Annotated in this window: 13 protein-coding genes and 1 pseudogene; 10 read left to right on the top strand and 4 right to left on the bottom strand. The window is 39.9% G+C overall.

All coding sequences use genetic code 11. From position 1 onward, the window contains the following. Positions 1 to 34: 34 nt before the first annotated feature. The 3 genes from NEOC95_RS06025 to NEOC95_RS06035 are packed head-to-tail and all read left to right on the top strand — an operon-like array spanning position 35 to position 3,883. Positions 35 to 1,255: a purine-cytosine permease family protein gene (locus NEOC95_RS06025; RefSeq protein ID WP_213152157.1), complete on the top strand. Its 1,221-nt coding sequence runs from the start codon at positions 35 to 37 to the stop codon at positions 1,253 to 1,255. Beyond that, the gene (locus NEOC95_RS06030) at positions 1,224 to 2,318 is read left to right on the top strand and encodes an S-methyl thiohydantoin desulfurase domain-containing protein (RefSeq protein ID WP_166156458.1); all 1,095 of its coding nucleotides are present in this window, start codon (positions 1,224 to 1,226) and stop codon (positions 2,316 to 2,318) included. Before NEOC95_RS06025 ends, NEOC95_RS06030 begins: the two co-directional genes overlap by 32 nt. Continuing rightward, the gene (locus tag NEOC95_RS06035; protein ID WP_166156455.1) at positions 2,315 to 3,883 is read left to right on the top strand and encodes a hydantoinase/oxoprolinase family protein; all 1,569 of its coding nucleotides are present in this window, start codon (positions 2,315 to 2,317) and stop codon (positions 3,881 to 3,883) included. Before NEOC95_RS06030 ends, NEOC95_RS06035 begins: the two co-directional genes overlap by 4 nt. A gap of 45 nt (positions 3,884 to 3,928) precedes the next feature. Here the strand turns inward: NEOC95_RS06035 and hemL are convergent, their stop codons facing one another. Both hemL and NEOC95_RS06045 read right to left on the bottom strand, forming a co-directional pair. Beyond that, a complete protein-coding gene (gene hemL, locus NEOC95_RS06040) occupies positions 3,929 to 5,230 on the bottom strand; it encodes a glutamate-1-semialdehyde 2,1-aminomutase (protein ID WP_213152158.1) in 1,302 nt (433 codons plus the stop codon). 220 nt (positions 5,231 to 5,450) lie between these two features. Next, a complete protein-coding gene (locus NEOC95_RS06045) occupies positions 5,451 to 6,812 on the bottom strand; it encodes a hypothetical protein (protein WP_213152159.1) in 1,362 nt (453 codons plus the stop codon). Positions 6,813 to 7,144: 332 nt separating this feature from the next. On the opposite strand from NEOC95_RS06045, the gene NEOC95_RS06050 reads away from it, so the two are divergent. The 7 genes from NEOC95_RS06050 to NEOC95_RS06080 all read left to right on the top strand — a co-directional run bounded on the left by NEOC95_RS06050 (position 7,145) and on the right by NEOC95_RS06080 (position 16,967). After that, complete coding sequence (locus tag NEOC95_RS06050; protein ID WP_213152160.1) at positions 7,145 to 8,890, top strand: autotransporter assembly complex protein TamA; 1,746 nt, start codon at positions 7,145 to 7,147, stop codon at positions 8,888 to 8,890. A gap of 1 nt (position 8,891) precedes the next feature. Continuing rightward, a complete protein-coding gene (locus NEOC95_RS06055) occupies positions 8,892 to 12,437 on the top strand; it encodes a translocation/assembly module TamB domain-containing protein (RefSeq protein ID WP_166156443.1) in 3,546 nt (1,181 codons plus the stop codon). 364 nt (positions 12,438 to 12,801) lie between these two features. Next, positions 12,802 to 13,602: an MlaE family ABC transporter permease gene (locus NEOC95_RS06060; RefSeq protein WP_166156440.1), complete on the top strand. Its 801-nt coding sequence runs from the start codon at positions 12,802 to 12,804 to the stop codon at positions 13,600 to 13,602. A 10-nt stretch (positions 13,603 to 13,612) separates the two neighbouring features. Then, positions 13,613 to 14,407, top strand: a complete 795-nt coding sequence (locus NEOC95_RS06065) for an ABC transporter ATP-binding protein (RefSeq protein ID WP_213152161.1) — start codon at positions 13,613 to 13,615, stop codon at positions 14,405 to 14,407. Beyond that, entirely contained in the window at positions 14,404 to 15,591 is a 1,188-nt protein-coding gene (locus NEOC95_RS06070; protein ID WP_213152162.1) for an MlaD family protein, read from the top strand. Before NEOC95_RS06065 ends, NEOC95_RS06070 begins: the two co-directional genes overlap by 4 nt. A 70-nt stretch (positions 15,592 to 15,661) precedes the next feature. Then, positions 15,662 to 16,231 (top strand): YqgE/AlgH family protein, encoded by a 570-nt coding sequence (locus NEOC95_RS06075; RefSeq protein ID WP_166156431.1) that lies wholly within the window; start codon positions 15,662 to 15,664, stop codon positions 16,229 to 16,231. A 22-nt stretch (positions 16,232 to 16,253) separates the two neighbouring features. Beyond that, positions 16,254 to 16,967 carry an SIMPL domain-containing protein gene (locus NEOC95_RS06080; RefSeq protein WP_213152163.1) on the top strand — a complete coding sequence of 238 codons (714 nt, stop codon included), beginning with the start codon at positions 16,254 to 16,256 and terminating at the stop codon, positions 16,965 to 16,967. A gap of 166 nt (positions 16,968 to 17,133) precedes the next feature. Here the strand turns inward: NEOC95_RS06080 and NEOC95_RS09855 are convergent. Both NEOC95_RS09855 and ltrA read right to left on the bottom strand, forming a co-directional pair. After that, positions 17,134 to 17,367: pseudogene (locus tag NEOC95_RS09855) on the bottom strand (IS701 family transposase); the annotation flags it as partial. A 77-nt stretch (positions 17,368 to 17,444) separates the two neighbouring features. Further along, positions 17,445 to 18,434, bottom strand: a 990-nt coding sequence (gene ltrA / locus NEOC95_RS06085; protein ID WP_213152164.1) for a group II intron reverse transcriptase/maturase, incomplete at its 5' end; no start/stop codon positions are given.

Genomic DNA, 18,434 nt, shown 5'->3' on the forward strand with positions numbered 1-18,434 from the left:
AAGACTTCTTTTAAATTATTTGAGGGATAAACATATGGATAATCAACGTAATTGGTGGCAATTATCAAGTATTCAAATAGGTGGCGTTATCTGCTTGCCTGTCATCGTTATTGGGCAAACACTTTACCAAACTTACGGTTTTGCCTCTTCTGTTGCTGCTATCATCTTGGGAAATGCCATTCTGCTTCTTTTAGGTCTAGCTACGACGAAGATGAGCTGCGAGAAAAGAAAGACTACACCTTTGAATGCTACCGAATATTTTGGGGAAACAGGAGTAACTTTTTTTGCCTTAACGATGTGTGTATCGTTAGTCGGATGGTTTGCTATCCAGCTCAATATGATGAGCTTAAGTGTATTTGACTTATTAGCCCTGGATAAAAACCAGGCTTTATCCGGTGTGCTATCCAATCTTATGCTCGGCAGTTTAATTACCATGGCTGCCCTTTATGGAATTAAGTCCATTAATTTTCTATCCAATCTTAGTCTACCCCTTTTAATCCTTACCTTAGGCTATGCTTTCTTCACTGTCGATGATGCCCCTCCATCGGTTCCTTCTGTGCCTTTCTCCTTTGCCGGCATCTCGATGGTTATCGCTTTAGCTATTGCCTTTGTGATCGATTTACCTACCTATTATCGCCATGCTAAAACAAGTAAAGATGGGTTTATCAGCATTTCCATCATTTTCGTGCTAGCCCTCCCTATTCTAGAAATTGTAGGCGTCTACTTAGCTGCCGGAAGCTCGGGAGGAACGATTTTAGATGTTTTAAAACGATCCAATGGAAATTTTTGGAATTTATGGGTAGCTTTATTTCTTATCCTGGCCGGATGGACCACAAATAACATTAATCTATACTCAGGTGCCGTCTGCTTAGAACCGCTTTTAAAGATCAAATCAGAAAAGCTAAGGACTCTACTTTTTGGAAGCGTAGGCACTTTCTTGTCTTGTTTCAATTTTCTCAATCATCTTATCATCGTTTTGGATGTGATGGGAATTTTTGTCGCCAGCATGGGCAGTGTGATTATTACCCGTTATCTTATTGAGCAAGTGAAAAAGCTTACCGTGACCTCTAACGATTATCTTTGCCACTTTCTTGCTTGGATGTTGGGATTAGCCATGGGCTTTTCTAGTCTAAATGGGGTTTCTTTAACCTCTATTCCTGTTTTAGATGCCACGATTGGCTCATCCTTAGGTACATTTTTTGTTTTAATTCAAAGGAAATATAGTGAAAAAGCTAACATTGCAAAACTTAGATGACTTAGCCATTGGAAGCGCGATTTTAGGATCAGGAGGAGGAGGTGATTCTACTTATGCTTACATGATGGCCCGCTATGAGATGGAAAAAAAAGCTTCCCTTTCAATTCTTAATTACTCCGATTTAAAGCCTGAGGCTCTTGTTATTCCCATAGGTTTTATGGGAGCCCCCACTGTTGAAATGGAAAAAATTGTTACCGGACGTGATTATGTTGAGCTATTTAAGATTGTAGAAAAAAACTTAAATAAAAAGATTACCGCTATCATGCCTTTTGAGATTGGGGGCCACAACGCATTTACTCCTATAATCACGGGCCTTCAGATGGGATTACCGGTACTGGATGCTGATATGATGGGACGGGCCTTCCCGGAAGCTCAGATGAGTTCCGGTCACCTTTATGGGGTTTCTCCTAACCCTGGCTTTATTAGTGATAGCTTAGACAACGCCGTAGTTATCCATGCTAAAAACACCTTTGCTTTAGAAAAAATAGGACGTAGCGCTACCATTGCGATGGGATCAATAGCCGCCTTTGCGTTTTATCCCATTACTGGCGCTAGGGCCCGTGAATGCACGGTACCTAATAGCATCTCGCGCGCTATTAACTTAGGAAAAGCTCACCGCTCGGCAAAAGAAAAAGGAGAAGATCCTTTAGAAGCTATTTTAAACCATTGCAAAGGTATTTTCATTGGCTCGGGAAAAATTACGGATATAGATCGCGAAATCTCCAAAGGTTTTCTTCAAGGCTCCATTACCATTCAGAATGCCAAAGATAAAATAGAGCTTATTTTTCAAAATGAATATCTATTAGCAAAAATTAATAGTAAAATCATTGCTACCACTCCTGATATCTTAATGCTGCTAGAGCAAGAAACAGGAGCTCCTATTACCAGTGAATTACTCCAATATGGCCTACGAGTTAATTTGATAGCCCTTCCAGCTCCAGATATTTGGACCACCCCTCAAGGGCTTGCCTTGGTAGGTCCTAGAAAATTTGGCTATGAGACCGATTATAAACCCATTCATAAAGCACGCCCAAAAAGCAGCGTGTTAAGTATTACTACATGAAAATAAATCAAAAGTATAAAATCGGCATCGACATTGGTGGAACTAACACAGATGTGGTGCTTGTAGACTCTGATAACGAGGTGATTGCCTGTGCAAAAACTGCTACCACTCCCGACTTAAATACAGGCATCAAAACAGCTTTAAAGCAAATCCTGGATGAAGCCTCTATTATTCGTGAAGATATTACAGGGATATTTTTAGGAACTACTCAGGTAGCCAATGCCATTCATCAACAGGATAATCTTTACCGCGTAGGAGTGATTCGCATTGCTGGGCATCACCCTCAATCTCTACCTAGTTGTTTACTATGGCCTCCTGCTCTTAAAAAAAGCATGTATGTGGATACCATTACTATCAATGGAGGCTTTGAATGCCATGGCGATCCTATCACACCCATTAATCCTGCGGAGATTAGAGCGGCTTTAAAAGAATTGTTGAAAAAAAACATTGAAAGCTTAGCGGTTATTGGCGTCTATGCCTCATTAAATTCTCATCACGAGCTATTGGTAAAAGAAATTGCGCAAGAGATGACGCAGGGCGAGTTGCCTATCTCTCTTTCCCATCAAATTGGTGGAGCAGGCTTTATTGAACGCGAAAACTCCACCATTTTAAATGCTGCTTTAAAGCAGGTCATGCCTACCGCGTTTAAAAATTTAGTGGCTATTTGTGGGGATCTTGGCATAGCTTGTCCTCTTTGGATTACGCAAAACGATGGAAGTGTAGCGGATTTGGCAAACGCTAATGAATATCCTATCTTTACCATCTCAGCCGGCCCTACCAATTCATTTATTGGAGGATCACGGCTAGCCCAAAAAGAAGATGCTATTGTTATTGATATCGGTGGCACCTCCACGGATATTGGAATCGTTCGTAAAGGCATTCCGCGACGCTGCTTTAATAATTCATGCATAGGAGGAGTTACTTTAAATTTTCCTATGCCTGATGTATATTCTATAGCTTTAGGAGGAGGCAGCCAGATCGAAATTACCCAAGAGAAAATTCATATTGGCCCTAAAAGCTGCGGCAATAAAACTTTCTCGCAATCGCTCAGCTTTGGAGGAAAGCAATTGACGCTGACAGATATCGCTCTAGCTTTAGGCTATGTAGATATTGCGGGTGCCCGCCCCCAAAACGTATCATTGCCTAGGAAAGGTTGTAAAGCAGTTATCGATGAAGTGGTCAAACAGATTTATGAGCTTATCTCAAAAATTGGGCCTGAAGAACGTTCCCTGCCTGTGATTATGATTGGAGGAGGCTCTGCTTTATTGCCGCAACATCTTTTTGACGGACGCTTTATTATTCCTCCCTATGCTCATTATGCCAATGCCTTTGGTGCTGCCCTTGCTACCATTTCGGCTACTATTGATACTGTCGTTTCTTTAGAACATCGCCAGGAGACCTTAGAAGAGTTACAGCAACAAGCTATTCAAGCTGCTATTCAAAAAGGTGCTGATTTCAAGACGGTTAGCATTGTAGATATAGAGATTTTACCCTATCACTATATTCCTAATCGCATGGCTAGAGTCATTGTAAAGGCCTCAGGCAATCAACCTCGGACCATTTAGAGTAAAAAAGCAGAAAATTTCCTTGCTTCTTAACTATTTTTAAGATCAAGGCATCTCCTTTTTTAAGAATCTTAAGATAAGATTACGCGTTTTGATTAAATTTTCTTCCCTGTGCGCTTGAGACACAAACCATGCCTCAATGTGCAAGGGGGGAATATAGACGCCATTTGCAAATAAATAGCGGAAGAAACGAGCAAACATGTCGTTATCCAACAGCTTGGTATCACCAAAATGGGTAACTTTTTTAGAACCGAAAAACAGCGTAAACATGGAGCCTACCTGCTGAATGCAAGCCTGCTTGCCTGTGCTTAAAAGATATTCCTGAATAGGCTTAGTTATAAGATTGGCTTTACGTAGCAGCTCTTCATAGAAACCTTCTTGATTTAAGAGCTTTAGAGCTTGTAAACCAGCTTCCATAGCTACAGGATTTCCAGATAATGTTCCCGCTTGATAAACAGACCCTAAGGGAGCCAAGCAATCCATAATATCGCGACGCCCTCCAAAAGCAGCCGCAGGAAAACCCCCTCCAATAATTTTCCCAAAAGTAGTCAGATCAGGACAAACGCCATACAAGCCCTGCGCTCCCTTTAACCCCACCCGAAAACCTGTCATGACTTCATCAAAAATCAATAAAGCACCTGCCGCAGAAGTTTCTTGGCGTAACATCTGGATAAATTCCTGCGTAGCAGGAACCACGCCCATATTGCCTGCAATCGGTTCTAAGATCACAGCAGCAATGCGTTCTCGGGTTCTAGAGTCGCGCATCACTTGGCGACACCCTTCTATGTCATTATATGGCAAGCAAATTGTATGGCGAACTATCTCAGGAGGAATGCCTTGCGATGAAGCTTGAGGTAGGAAGCCTGCCACCCCTGAGCCAGCTTGTACGAGAAAGAAATCCGCATGACCATGATAATTTCCTACAAACTTAATAATTAATTCGCGTTGAGTGTAGCCCCTTGCTAGGCGAATAGCACTCATTGTCGCTTCTGTGCCTGAAGAGACAAAGCGAATTTTGTCTATCGATTCTATGAGCGTAATGACATAGCGAGCAAGCTCTTCTTCGATTGAAGTCGTAATACCAAAAGTAGAGCCTAAAGCCATGCGTCTTTGTGCCGCTTCTATAATTGGAGGATGCGCATGGCCGTGAATGAGAGCTCCCCAGGAGCCGCAATAGTCGATATAGGCATGCCCATCCGCGTCATAGAGAAGATCTTGCCAAGCACGTTCCACCACTAAAGGAGGCTGATGCATATTTTGACAAGAACGCACAGGAGAATTGACTCCCCCTGGGATCACTTCACAAAGACGTCTATAAATTTCTAGGCTTTTTGGGCGAGCAAGCATTTCTTACACCTTAAGATGAGTAAGAAAAAAGCATAAGTGATCGTAAATTTGTTGAGAAGTTTTAAAACCTACCGATACGCTTATGATCCTTTGGGGAAATAAGCTTATGATCTGCCACTAGGAGGATAGGACACTGAATCGCCTGGCTAGAAGCTAGGCAGGCTAATTCGGTTGAGTTGAATACGGCTTAAACCAAATCTTTTTTATCATGCGCTAGGGATTATTCCTTTATTTCTTTTTTAGGAATTTTATTAGCCTCATGAGCCTCTTCAAGGGTTGCATAAAACTTTGTACAGGCAATCGTAGCCTGCAAGTTAGGAGCAAGCTCTTTAACTTTTTCTTGCTCTTTCCCTTCCGAACTCTCTAGATCTAAGCGAGTTAAATTTTTTAATTCTTCAAGAGGCAGGCTAATTCTTGTTTCCATTCCGCAATAAGCCATGATAGTCTCGGGATCCTCTTCTCTCATAATTTGATAAGTGAGCTTATAAGAAAAGTGAGCGATCCCCTTATGCACATTAATATTAAACTCTCCTCCAGGTGCTTGCCCATATGCATACCTATTATTCTTTTCATTTGTATTATTAAACTTTTCCATTTTCTGAATGAATTTGTGCAAGAGCCCCACGGTGCAAGATTGATGAAAAAAACGTCCCACTACCAAGGTTTCTTCTCTTCCTAAGACCTCATATATTTTTTCTCCACAATTTTTTACCTCCTCTGCGGTTTTTTCTGTACGGGGGTACATATTTCTGCCGTTAATAACAAAATTATCAGCACGCGGTAAGTCTAAAGAAAATTGAGTAGGTAATTGGACTCCAACAGACAGATCATCGAATTTTAAATCGCTAAGTTGATGATCTACTTCTTTGCCTCCAATCATTTCACTAATATCTTTTAATGTTCTCTCGTCATTTTTAATACTAAAAGAATTAAACTTTGCTAAGTCAGTGGGCAAGCCTTCACCTTCTAATGTTCTCTCGTCGTTTTTAATTTTAAAGGAATGAGACTTAGTTAAGTCACTGGGCAAGTCTTGTCTATGGAAGAAATTTAAGACAGCGGCCTTGATCGATTTAATAAAGGAGAAAAGAGGCGAGCTTGCCATAATAAGAGCCGCCCTGAATGCTAAGCCGATCTTTTGCAAACCTGCCCATACTCGCTTAAAAGAGAAAGAGCTAAATTGGCTCTTAGCAATGTTATTAATGTTTTTATCTTCTTGTGAGCCTAAAGAGGAGATCCTCTTACCTTTATATAAGCCAGGCTCTTTGGAAGACATAAAGTTTGGTTTAGGAGGGGTTTTTTGCTTTGCAGTAAAAGAGGGAGTAGATTTAATGGTCCGCTTATATACTCTTTTTACCAAAGGATTAGCGGTTGGAAGGGAAGAGCGTTGAAAAGGCTTATGCTTTTCAGCTGCCACTACACTTAATTTATTTGCCCTTGCCAACTGGTGCACAGCTTGATCTACCTTCCCTCTTTCCCCTATAAAAATAGTTCCTCGAGATGAAGAAGTATTTTTAACCTCTGTATTTCCCTCTCGTGAAGGATAGGTAGATTGCCAATGAGGTAATCCATTAGAAATTGACATACATCTTCCCCCTCATTAATATTATTATATTATAATAATAATTAGTTAAAAAATCTACTTAATAAAAGTAATAAAACATACATCACTTTTTATTTAATAGCAAAAAACATGCCATTCTATACTTTTGTTCTTTTTTTCTTTATGGGCTACAAAAATCTTTGAAAAGAAGGATCAACAACTAGTTGATAGTCAATCTATTTTGCAAAAATAAATGACTCTTTTCTTGTTGAAAATTTAGAATCAGGCAATAATACTTACCTTATTGCTGGATAATAGAAAATTAGGACTTTAAAAGCATGATCGCCTCTTTCTTCAAAATACTATGCCTGATCATGTTTATAGTGATTTTGAACCTTTCTTTATATGCCATCGAAGCTTATCAGGTAGTTTTTCAGGGGGTTTCTAGTCAGCAAACTCTCTCTTTACTGCAAACGATCTCTAAAACTGTAGAGCTGCAAAACTCTCCTCCTTCTACTAATCGCGGCTTAAGGAGGCGTGCTGAAGCAGATCTGCCTTTTCTCATTAAGGCTCTTCATAGCCAAGCCTATTACCAAGCTAAAGTAAATGTGGAAGTTAACTTTAACAAGCAGACAGCCCAAGTAGTTTTTAAGATTGATACCGGGCCCATCTATCCTTTGGCCAGCTTTGAAATTCTCCCTTCAGACCTTAAAAGTGATCTAACCTCTCTCTATACTGATGGGGATAAAGCAGAGCTAGGCCTCACCTTGGGGCGTCCCGCCTTTCCTAAAAGTATTCTTGATGCCGAAGAGCTTTTAATATTAAAGTTAGAAAGAGAGGGCTATCCACTAGCAAAAATTGTAGATCGCGAAGTGATTGCCGATCAATCCACCCACTCTATTTATGTGGTCCTTCGTGTCAATACAGGGCCTAAATGCTATTTTGGAGAAGTAAAGTTTTTGGGCCTCCAGCGCGTTTCTTCCGAATTTGTTAGTAAAAAGATTGCCTGGCACCTAGGAGACATCTATCATCCTACGCCGATTGAAAGAACTCACGGTGCCTTAGAAGCTACCGGCCTATTTAGCTCTATTTCCCTTACTCACCTCGATAGTGCTTCACAAGAAGGCTTACTTCCCATAGAAATAGAAGTATTAGAAGGAAAACATCGTAGCATTGCGGCAGGTATAGGATATTCTACCGACGATGGCATAGGGATCTTAGGTGAATGGGAACATCGAAACATTCGAGGCCGCGGTGAAAAGCTTAGCTTTAAAGCATTAATGGCTCAACGCCTCCAAGAAGGAACTTTAGCTTACGTTATTCCTGACTTTCAACGCTCAAAACAGGATCTTATCTGGCTGGCAGAATTTCAACGCCAAACGACTAAGGGTTTTCATGCTTCCTCATTTAGTGTCTCAGGTATTCTTGAAAGGCAGCTTAATGATTACACACGCCTTTCGTATGGAGGGATGTTTAAACGTTTACGTGATACGCATTCTGATAACAATGGAAATTTTAATTTGTTTAAAATCCCTTTCCAGCTGCGTTGGAAAAAAACTAATAATATTTTAGATCCCACGCAAGGCCTGGCCCTCCATGTTAAAATCATCCCTTCTTTACAGATTCTGCATCCCAAATTTGCCTATTGCATTAATACTTTTACAGGTTTTATTTATCTTCCTCTTACCGCGGATAAACGCTTTGTTTTCGCCGCTAAAGGAACTTTTGGCTCGATATTTGGAAAAAAACGCCATACCATACCTCCTTCTGAACGCTTTTATGCAGGAAATGAAAATCTTTTGCGGGGCTATCATTTCATGACAGTTAGCCCTTTACATGATAATGAACCGATAGGCGGGCGTTCTATGATGATCTATTCTTTAGAAGGACGCTGGCGAGCCACAGAAACATGGGGAGGGGTAATTTTTTATGATTTTGGAAATGTCTTTAAAAATTATTTACCACAATTCAACAAACAGATCTTACAATCTGCCGGTATTGGTTTAAGGTATAACACTCCTGTAGGTCCTTTAAGGATAGATCTTGCCGTTCCTTTACACCGTAGATATCATATTGACGAGAAGTTTCAAGTCTATTTAAGCATTGGGCAGGCATTTTAATATGAAAAAAGTTTTATGTGTTTTTCTAGTGGGGCTGATGTGTATATTTGTAGCTGGATGGGGTTATCTACAAACTTCTCACGCCCAAAAGGCCATCCTTTCCTTTTTAACGGAAATCATTCATGAAAAAACAGGCCATGAAGTAGAGATTGAGGAGCTGGCTTTCCCCCTGCCTTTTAACTGGGTTGCTTATAAGGTTAAAATTAAGCACAACCAATCGATTTGGCTGACAATAGATGAAATTAAGCTTTCCATTCCCTATTGGCGCTTACTCAGCAAAACTTTTGCTTTACGGGCAGTCTCTTTAAACCATGTGCATCTCTTAGATTACCCGCCTCCCTCATTAAACTCTCCTGCTGACAAGCCTAAGCTCTCTTGGAAAATCTTTCCTTACAATGTTCATTTTGCAGACCTTTCTATTGAAAATCTTACGATTGATACTCATCTTTTGCCGCCTGAATTTCCTACCCAGCTTTTTCCTTTGGATCTTTCTGGCTCTTTAACTTTTCGTCCTCAAAATCATATCGCTCATGTCAATCTATCCTTAAAAAAAGAAGCTTTAAATCAAGAAGGAATGCGCCTCAATCTTTCTTGTCAAGGCTCCTCCCATTTTACCTATCATTTAGATCTGCTCGCCCCTAAACAAAGCCTTCTTTTTCAATGGCTAGGCTTAGAGCTGGCTCATGATGCCGCTCTAGAATTAGGAGGAACCCTTACTGCTGATCAATCTTACCAGGGGCAATTTAAATGCAGCGCGATAGAAGATATTAAAATAATTGAATCAACCTCTGAGGATATATTCGGAAAATATGTCTACCATCCAGATGGCTGGCTAAATGTTCATTCAGTAGCGGGCCATATAGGACCTCTGCAAGTTGAAGGTGAGCTTTTACTTAATACCTCGACTTTTCAAATAGAGGCAGGCAAGCTAAAGGGAGTGGTAGCCCACCTTTCACGCTGGAAAAATCCTTTAGATTTTCCTATAGAAGGCTCTATGCAATTCATCAGCTCTTTTGCGGGTACGGTCATCAATCCTATTATCGAGCTCAAAGTTTCGACAGACCATCTAAAAGTTGGCAATGAAAGTTTAGAAGATGTAGAAGGACAATTTACTTTTATTAAAACAAATAAACAGGCTTTAAAAGGGCAACTTTTTTTAAGTTTTATCTACAACCAGTTGAAATTTAAAATAGATAATCCATGGCAATGGAACGAGCAACAGATCCACTTAAAAGATATTTATGCCGAATATGGGAATGAAAAGTTAACCGGAAATCTTCATTATAAGTTAGAGACTAAAACGCTTATTGGTCATCTAGAAGCCTCCATAAAAAACAGCTATTTGCTGCAAAAATATTTAAATATCGATCTCTTAACTTCTAGCAATTTGTCCTTAAAGTTTTACGATACAAGCCCATCCGAAGATAAGAAAGAATTACAAAATATGGATTTTGCCTGGCAGGTAGGCAAAGCACGTTATGACAATTTTTATTTAGAAGAAGCTATTTTCTCCGGGAATATAACGAATGCTTTCAGCCTTCCTCAAGCAGATCTGCATTTAAAAGCCACGAAAGCTTATAGCAGTAGTGGAGCCCTTATAGGATTAAATGCTGAGACAAAAGTGGAGATGACGAAAGATTATTGGCCTTTTAGGATATCCATTCAAGAAGATGAGGAGAGTATTTTAGCGGCCCAAGCCCACGGTTTCTGGAAATTAAATAGTGAGGAGCTTGCCGTAAAAATAGAACTTTTTCAAGGACAACTGAAAAAAAAGCCTTTTCATCTGCAAAAAGCTTTTACTTTTACTAGATATAACAATTTCTTTGAACTTTCTCCTTTATCGTTGCGGATAGGCACCGGTCATTTATTTTTTACTCTCGAGCACCAAAAAGAAAATGCCTATGCAGCCGCCCGTTTTCAATTTCAAGATTTGCCAGCAGAGCTGTTTTATCCTCTTCATTTACAAGCTCCTTTAGTGGGTTATCTACAAGGTGAGATTGATCTATTAGGCAATCCAGAAAATTTAAAAGGTCATCTACGTGCCCATCTATCGCAAATAAGGTTAGCCGATGATCCTTTAGACTCTCCCACCTCTTTAGAAGCCCGTATAGTAGGAACTATTTTAGAAAACCACATGGCAGCTTCTGCTCAAATCATAGGCCTTACCCAAAAACCTATTGAAATAGATGCTAGATTACCTATTCACCTTTCTATTAATCCTTTAGACATTCAAATAAACGAGTATGACTCTTTGTTGGTTCATCTTGCTGCTGAAGGAGAAATTAGTCCTTTTTTGCCTTTATTTGAGATAGAGTCTTCTTCTATATCAGGTCATACTTCTATCGCTTTAGATGTTACAGGTTCAATTAATGACCTTCATACGCGCGGAGACATTATTATTAAGGATGGTTCTTTTGAAAGTCCGACTACCGGGGCGGCTTTTCATCATCTCAATGCTAAAATTGAAGCAAATAATAAAATACTGACTCTTCAGGAATTCGAAGCTTTCGATATGAATGAGGGTGCGATCCGTGGGAGCGGTAGGCTAGAATTAAAAAAAGAGTTAGCTTTTCCCTTCACACTCAATCTCCAACTAGCACATATTAAACTGTTAAACCTTGACTTTGCTAAAGCCCTAGCTAGTGGCGAAGCGATTATTAAAGGTAATGCCCGTCAAGCCAAGGTAACGGGTCATCTTACTACTGATTCCCTGCAAATTACTATTCCTGAACAAGCTCCCGCACTCGCCTACTCTGTCGACGTTAGATATATTAATGTTCCTGAAGGAGAGACATCCCCCCTCCTTAACTCTTCTCAACCTGCCTGGCCTGTAGAATTGGATATGCAAATTGATATAGCTCCTAATACCGCCATTAAAAGCAAAGCACTTGCTAGCCTATGGCAAGGAGGAATTAAAGTGAAAGGTACCCCTCAGGCCCCTCAGCTTTTTGGAGATGTTAAAATCATTGAAGGAGACTACAACTTTAATGGAAAAACTTTTGATATTAAAGAGGGCACTATTTCTTTTGCAGGAGAGCCGGATAAAAAAACCAATCTTTATGTGATTGCTAGTAAAGATTTAGGTAAAATGGTGGCGGAAGTTATCCTTAAGGGCTCTGTAAAAAACCCCTCCATAGCCTTTCGTTCTAATCCTCCTATGTCTCAACGAGAGATATTATCCTGGATACTTTTTGGAAGAGGCGTCACCGACATTACTCCTTTCCAAGGAGCTGAACTTTCTCAATCGATAAGTAATTTAAGCAAAGAAGGCAACAAAGGCCCTGATGTACTCACTAGAATTCGGGATAGTATCGGCTTAGACCGCATAGATATTAACAAATCAGAGGGCGAAGAATCTAATGAAGTTTCCATACAAGTGGGCAAGTATATCTCTCGTGGGGTTTTTGTCTCCCTTAATAAAAGCATTACCTCTGAAGTTAACGAGATTAGCGTAGAAGCAAATCTATGGCGTAACATCAAGGCACGCGCACAAGTTGGAGATGACTCAAGCGCTCAGCTACAGCTTAAATGGAAGCGCGACTATTAGCCTCTAACCTTTTAAACCTATCAATGCGATAGCAAAAAAGCTGCTTTTCTAATAGCTGATTTTTTTTTCGCCAACTCTAGCGAGTATCAACCCTTAAGTTAAGGAAAAAAATTGTTATGAAAAGGCAAGACTTTTAAAAATTAAAATTTTCAGAAGGTCAAATAAATAAATTTAAGAAGTTAAGGCTACTGCAATAAAAGCTAAATTTTATAGCCTTTTTGATATAAGCTAGAAAGTTTTTTCAAAAAGATGCCTTAAGTTAATTTTTTTCCTATGTGCCAGGGCTTTGCGTTCTTTAAAGGTTATGCTTTTCATTAAAGATTGTTTTCTAATAGAATGCTTTTTTTATGATGAGTTGTATGGCATGTCAAAACATTGGCTTTTGGGCTCGCCCATTGGACGCAGTTTAGCCTCTTTAGGAGACTATATTGTATTTATTACCTCAGTGATTGCAGTAAGCTTGCGCAAGCCTCCTCAATGGTTTTTAATTCGCGACCAACTGTATGAAATCGGAGTTTTATCTTTACCGGTCGTGGGCATCACCGGCTTTTCTACTGGCATGGTGCTTGCCGCACAAGCTTATTTTCAGCTTTCCGATAAAGGGCTTGCTAGTGCAACAGGCTTAATGGTCACCAAATCTATGCTGGTAGAATTAGGTCCCGTGCTTACAGCTTTCATGATCACAGGCCGAGTAGGTGCCTCGATGTGTGCAACATTAGGTACTATGCGGGTAACAGAGCAAATTGATGCTTTAAAATCCATGTCTGTGAATCCTTTACGTTATTTAGTGGCCCCTCGTTTTATCGCTGGATTAGTCATGATGCCCCTGCTTACCATCTTTAGCTGCTTATGCGGAATTTTAGGAGGCTACTTTATTGCAGTCTATTACTATGGAATGGCTTCCACATCTTTTATTGATCCCTTGCCAGTCAACATTGAGCTTTTCGATTTTTTTAGCGGATTGGCAAAAGCTTTTATTTTCGGCGTGATCATCATCACCATTTCCTGTTATCGCGGCATGACCACGCGTGGAGGAGCTGCGGGAGTAGGACGAGCAACGACCAACAGCGTGGTCATCTGCTATTCTGTGATTCTAGTCGCCAACTTTTTAATCACCGTAGCCTTAAATAGCTCCTATGCTTACATCGAATACTTTGCAAGCTAAAGGAATTTAAATGGCGATCATCGAAGTTCAAAATTTACACAAATCCTATGGCGCATTAAAAGTCCTTAAAGGTCTCACTTTAGAGGTCTATGAAGGCGAAACGCTAGTTATTCTGGGAAGATCGGGAGTAGGCAAAAGCGTGCTTTTGCGCCAGATTATGGGCATTGAATTTCCTGATCAAGGCACAATTAACATCAATGGTAAAGCTCTTCATTCTCTTAGCCAACATGAGCAGCTAAAGGTAACCAAAGAAGTAGGCATGCTATTTCAAGGCGCTGCTCTTTTTGATTCCATGAATGTCGGAGAAAATACCGCTTTTTATCTGCGGCAGCATGAAAAAGAAGTGGATGAGAGAGAAATACAGCAACGCGTAGCAGAAGCTCTTGAAATAGTGGGATTAAGTGGCAAGCAAAAAGCAATGCCCTCTGATTTATCGGGAGGAATGCGTAAACGAGCGGCTTTAGCTCGCTTAGTAATCTATCGGCCTAAAATAATTCTTTATGATGAACCTACTACAGGGTTAGACCCTATTACAGCCCAGCAAATCAATCAATTAATCAATACTACTAAACATGAACTAAAAGCTACTAGTATTGTGGTCACCCATGACATTCATTCTGCTATGGAAGTAGGTGATCGATTGGCTTTCCATCATGATGGAAAACTCATCCATATAGCTTCTAAAGAGAACTTTGTTAAAATTGATGATCCCCTAATCAATGCCTTTTTTGAAAACGCTATCGTCACTCGCGATTACTCGCCTTCCTCTAATTATAAAAATCTGGAGCAAATAAAATCATTATGACCGATCCATTGAAAAATATTATGATAGGAATTTTTGTTGTCACCGCTATGGCAGTCATTGTGTTTGCTCTAATGTTTTTACACCCTTCCTTAGGAGATGAAAAGCGGGTGCTGCGTGTACGTTTCCCTAATATTGATAAAATTTCAGTAGGCACCCGAGTCTCATTTGCTGGTAAACCTGTCGGTGAAGTAGCCGCTATTCACGAGATAAAAGATGCGATAGAATCTCGTCAACCGTATCAGGGAATTATTTATGTTTATGAGCTTGTACTGCATGTAGATTCCAATGTTAATGTCTTTAGCACCGATGAGATTTCTGTGCGTACCTCCGGCCTTCTAGGAGAAAGATCCGTTGTCATTATTCCCCTTCCTTCCAAGGCAGGAGAACCTTTACGCCTTGTGAATGAGGAGATTTTGTATGCCTCTGAAGCGGGTAGTGTGGAAGATACCCTTAAAGAATTTAAGGAGCTTGCAGGGAAATTTGATACCTCTCTTAATTCTATCTCTACCGTATTCAATGAAATATCGGAAGAAAAAATTATAGAGAAATTAGGAATCGCTATCCAAAATGTTAATTCTATCACTCATGCTCTAAACCAACCGTTACAACTTTCTCAAATGGTAGGAAATACGCACGCGCTTACTGAAAAAGTCCTTACATCATGGGAAAGAGTGGAGAGCATGTTAAGTAACTTATCTGCAGCTTCCCACAACTTTCGCCTACTTACAGATAAAGGGAGTAATATTTTAAGCTATGTCGAAAAGGGGCAAGGAACCTTAGGAAAATTGTTGATGACTGATCAGCTATATTTGCAAGTTAACTCCTTCTTAAGCAAAGGAGAAACGATGATGAATGATATTAACCACTATGGCTTACTATTCAATATGGATAAAGGCTGGCAACGTCTCCGCGCCCGCCGCCTTAACCTTTTATACACCCTCTCTACCCCTCAAGGATTTCGTAATTATTTCAACCAAGAAATCGATCAAATTAATACTTCGCTCTCACGGGTCTATGCTTTGGCTGAACAAACCCATGGAAGTGCATCAGAATGTAAGCTTTTTGAAGATCAAGCGTTCCAAAAAGCTTATCGAGAACTACTTAGACGAGTAGCTGAGACTGAAGAGGCATTAAAGATGTATAATCAACAACTTATAGACAGGAATGCTAAAAAACCAGAGTGAACAGACTTAGAGATTTACAAACAATTCTGTGCAAGTTATGAATGGTGTAAAAGATTAAGTTAGGTGAGTGATGGAAGCTATCCCCTATACACAAATACAAAAAGGCCATTTTCTGATCGCCTCTCCCGATATCGATAAAGGCATATTCTTTCGCGCCGTCGTTCTTATCTGCGAGCATAACCCGAGTGGATCTTTTGGCCTGGTTATCAATAAACCTTTGGATCTTGAATTGCCTGAAGAAATTATTAGCGTCCAACATTTAGCTAATCCACGTGTAGGAATACGTGGAGGAGGGCCTGTCCAAACTAACCAAATGATGCTTCTTCATACGGGCAAAGATATTTCTCATCAAGCTTTACAAATCACTAAAGATATTTATCTGGGTGGAGATTTACAATTCTTACAAGAGTCTTTAAATGATGAGAATGGGCCTTATATCCATCTTTGCTTTGGATATGCCGGCTGGGGGGCAGGCCAATTGGAAAGAGAATTGCTAGATGAAACATGGTTCGTCTATCCTGCCAACGCTAAGCATATTTTTCATACTCCTCCCGATAAACTTTGGCAAAGTCTTTTACGAGAGATGGGAGGGAAATATGCCTCGCTTTCTATGATTCCTGAAGATCTATCGGTTAATTAATTAGAAATTAGGAAGAAAGGTGATGATGTTTAAAGTTTTAACTCTATTACTTTGCTTGTTCTTAGGCGAATTTGCAACGGCAGCAGAGGCTCCTACATTGAGCCTGAAAGGTCAAGCTGTTTTACATAAGCAAGCAGACCAAATTAGTTTAACCATTGGTGTCACTAACTTGGGAGCAGAAGCCGCTAGTGTATTAGCGGAAAATTCTAAAAAAATGCAAAATATCATTCGAGAGCTAAACAAAAAAGGTTTTGATAAGTCTGAATACCAAACAGGCCAATTTAGCATCCAACCTACCTATACTCTTCCCCCTCAAAATCCGCCTGCTGGCTGGCGCCCTACCATCAATGGCTATGAAGTCTCTAATACCCTTAAGATAAAGACAGATAAAATTAAAGAGATCGGCGCTCTTATTGACACGGCTCATCAAGCAGGAGCCAATAAAATCGATCACATCTATGCTAGTTTAAAAGATGAAAGAGTTTATTGGGAAGAAGCTGTCGCCAAAGCCACTAAGAATGCTATTGCTGATGCTAAAGTCATGGCTGAGGCTGCCCAAGTAAAACTAAACCGCCTTTTATCCATCTCCCTCAACGATACCCTTGCTAGATCGCCCCAATCTTTAACTCCTATGTTTCTTAAAACTATGGCTTCGGAGCTGACGCCTATAGAACCAGGCGACATTGAAATCAAAGCAAACGTTAACGTCGTTTATGAAATAGATAAGCTAGAGTAATGTAGAACTTATATTCAAGAATATAAGAGCAAATAGATAAGCCTCATTAGATGCTTAATCCTACCCTTTTAGCAACTATCTGGATTAATCTTTTTATTTTTACTCCCTCAATTAAATACCTTTAAAAGTGTTAAATATATTCCAAGTTATTGGTTAGGTACTCACCTTACGCAGGCATAGAACTCCTTTGTAAATTTTGCAGTTCTTGATAGGCCATCTGATTGGCTTTAAGGATTAACTTATATTTTAAAGCAAAGTGATTAAGTAAGGTTTTAATTTTAAGAAATTCAAGCTTGCAATAAGCGATAAGAGATGAAAAAATATGATTTCTTTGAGAGCGAGCAATTTTGGTGGGTGACTTCTCAAGGCTAGCATTTTGCTTTATTGATTTGTGATATTGGTGAGTCGACCTGTGGAACTTCCCCACAGGCCTCTCTTAGAACGGTACAGAAACCTCTCAATTCATACCGCTCCCAATTAAGCAAACGCTCCTATCATCCCTCTTTTCCAATGTACAAATAGTCCTGGGTTTCTCATAACTATTTTTTCCATAAAGGTGATTGCTCTTGTTTTGTGACCTGCAAGTCTCTTGTATTTGCGCATAGCCCATGTGATTAATGACTTATTAAAATGGCGACAGATTTGATATAAAGCTGCTGGCCGATATCTCCCGTAATATTCTAACCATCCTCGGATGATTGGATTATACATTCTGGCTATATCTTTAAGCTCCAAACCTGTCTGATTTCTTATATTCCATTGCCTTATGGTTGCTTGCATAGATTTCAACGCTGTTTTACTTACGGCTGGTGTAAAACTTACAAACATGCTATTGCGTTTGCTATTTTTGACCACTCTTGGCCGAAAGGTATATCCTAGGAAGTCAAATTTGATTTCCTTGTATTTTCCTTTACGATCTACATCTTTGCAGTAGACAATCTTTGTTTTATCTGGGTGTAGTGTTAAGCTACATTTTTCCATTCGCTTTTCAAGCATATGTAGAATCTGCTTTGCTTCTTGTTCCGTTTTACAATGTACTAGTGCATCATCGGCGTATCTACACCATGGTATGTCAGGATGATCCCTTGTCATCCATGCGTCAAATACATAATGAAGAAATAGATTCGCAAGCACGGGGCTGATTACTCCCCCTTGAGGTGTACCCTTTGTTCTTTGGACAAGGGTTCCATTTTCTAGTTGGAGTGGTGCTTTCAGCCATCTTTCGATATATAAAATAACCCATTTGTTATCTGTATGTTTTCTTACCGCTTTCATTAGAAGGCTATGGTCTATATTATCAAATAGACCTTTGATATCAAATTCCAGCACCCAATCGTATTTCCAACATCTTTGTCTAGTGATCCCTACAGCATCTAAAGCTGATCTATTCGGCCTATATCCATAGGAATTTTGATGAAAATGGGGCTCTACTGTGGGTTCAAACATCAGCTTTACAATCATTTGAGC

It is taken from the genome of Neochlamydia sp. AcF95, from assembly GCF_018342455.1.
In the GTDB taxonomy this organism is placed as follows: domain Bacteria; phylum Chlamydiota; class Chlamydiia; order Chlamydiales; family Parachlamydiaceae; genus Neochlamydia.

Bases quoted from the DNA above. Each gene is read 5' to 3' on its own strand.
- NEOC95_RS06025 (WP_213152157.1), top strand. From the start codon at position 35: ATGGATAATCAACGTAATTGGTGGCAATTATCAAGTATTCAAATAGGT.
- NEOC95_RS06035 (WP_166156455.1), top strand. From the start codon at position 2,315: ATGAAAATAAATCAAAAGTATAAAATCGGCATCGACATTGGTGGAACT.
- hemL (WP_213152158.1), bottom strand. From the start codon at position 5,230: ATGCTTGCTCGCCCAAAAAGCCTAGAAATTTATAGACGTCTTTGTGAA.
- NEOC95_RS06045 (WP_213152159.1), bottom strand. From the start codon at position 6,812: ATGTCAATTTCTAATGGATTACCTCATTGGCAATCTACCTATCCTTCA.
- NEOC95_RS06050 (WP_213152160.1), top strand. From the start codon at position 7,145: ATGTTTATAGTGATTTTGAACCTTTCTTTATATGCCATCGAAGCTTAT.
- NEOC95_RS06055 (WP_166156443.1), top strand. From the start codon at position 8,892: ATGAAAAAAGTTTTATGTGTTTTTCTAGTGGGGCTGATGTGTATATTT.
- NEOC95_RS06060 (WP_166156440.1), top strand. From the start codon at position 12,802: ATGTCAAAACATTGGCTTTTGGGCTCGCCCATTGGACGCAGTTTAGCC.
- NEOC95_RS06065 (WP_213152161.1), top strand. From the start codon at position 13,613: ATGGCGATCATCGAAGTTCAAAATTTACACAAATCCTATGGCGCATTA.
- NEOC95_RS06070 (WP_213152162.1), top strand. From the start codon at position 14,404: ATGACCGATCCATTGAAAAATATTATGATAGGAATTTTTGTTGTCACC.
- NEOC95_RS06075 (WP_166156431.1), top strand. From the start codon at position 15,662: ATGGAAGCTATCCCCTATACACAAATACAAAAAGGCCATTTTCTGATC.
- NEOC95_RS06080 (WP_213152163.1), top strand. From the start codon at position 16,254: ATGATGTTTAAAGTTTTAACTCTATTACTTTGCTTGTTCTTAGGCGAA.